Origin of the sequence: Moorena sp. SIO3I8 (genome assembly GCF_010692325.1) — a bacterium.
GTDB lineage: Bacteria > Cyanobacteriota > Cyanobacteriia > Cyanobacteriales > Coleofasciculaceae > Moorena.
Map to the genome: position 1 here is coordinate 1 of NZ_JAAHHW010000432.1, position 1,239 is coordinate 1,239.

General features: G+C 38.3%; 1 protein-coding gene and 1 pseudogene. Both read right to left on the reverse strand.

What is annotated here, in order from left to right:
* Positions 1-62: 62 nt before the first annotated feature.
* Positions 63-383, reverse strand: a pseudogene (locus tag F6K51_RS37640) (DUF6444 domain-containing protein); the annotation flags it as partial.
* Positions 284-1,239: ParA family protein (locus F6K51_RS37645; RefSeq protein ID WP_293031371.1), on the reverse strand; the 956-nt coding region annotated here is incomplete at its 5' end. The pseudogene F6K51_RS37640 and the gene F6K51_RS37645, both read right to left, overlap by 100 nt.

Here is a 1,239-nt window from a genome sequence, read left to right on the forward strand (position 1 = left end):
TAGCTTCGGGTTGAGCAATCCCTACTTTACCACTGATTTCCCTTACAGATCGGACAACTTTGAGGTTCGACTACTACATATCGGTCAACCCGCCCAAATCCTTTTCGGGTTTTCCCTTTGTGTCCTGGTTGTCCTCCTGGTTTTCGTTTCTGCGAATCTGATTCCTTCGACGGTTTTTTTTCTGACCTTCTGATTAAATCACTTGATGGGGGTTTTGATGAAGTCTGGCTGTCTTTGTTCAACAGACTTTTGAGGCGTTCCACCTCCCCAATCAGTTGTTCAATCACTTGTTGCTGTTGCAGCACCAGCTCCACCAGAACTGATTGGGGCAGCAGTTCCAGAGCTTCAAAGCTATTTGGGATAGCTGGCGGTTTGATTTCCATGGTTCTACACTACTACTCATCCTTCCCTTTTTGTCAACCCCATCACCTGAATGCTTACCTTTCCAAATTGGAACTCTATACTTTTGAGCCATTGAAGGTAATGTATTATGTGTATGCATAACTTCTTGATAGCCAATCGGATTATCAATCATCTCATCATCTAAGTGTTGACGAACTTCAGAACTGATATAATCCCTAACTGTTTGAGGGATATCATTGGCATAATTATAAGCAGCTTGAGCAAGATTGAGGGGTGTACGACCTGAATATTTTTTTGCATTGTATATAGTAAATCCCAGAAAGCTCACAAACCTTTCTGGAAATTCATTTCTTTTCTCTTTAGAAATAAGGGGATAAATAGTATCAAAATCTTTTTTCCATTCAAGTAAAGATTTACCAATATTTCTAATTCCATACAAAGAAAACATATCAGGAAAACAAGGCACTAAAAAACCATCAACTGTAGATATAATTACCTTATTTAAAGCTCCTAAACTTGGAGATGTATCCACAATTATAAAGTCATATTTACTTTCGGAAGCATATCTACGAGCTATAGCTCTAATTTGAGTTATGGTTCTAATTGACAGTGGTTCTCCCCTATATAAACCAGCCCAGCGTTCGGCAATCTTATTTTCGTACATATGTAGGGTTAGACGACCTGGAATTAAATCTAGGTTTGTAGCTACTTCAATTGGACGAGGAAGAGATTTTGGCTCGCTTATGCCATCCTCTATAGGCTTAAGAATATAATGAATTGTTCTGTGATTTCTATTAAACGATTCAAAATCTGAATCTTCAAATTTCTTACGGGTCGCATTAAAATCATCAATGAATCCATCTTCATCCTGCCAAA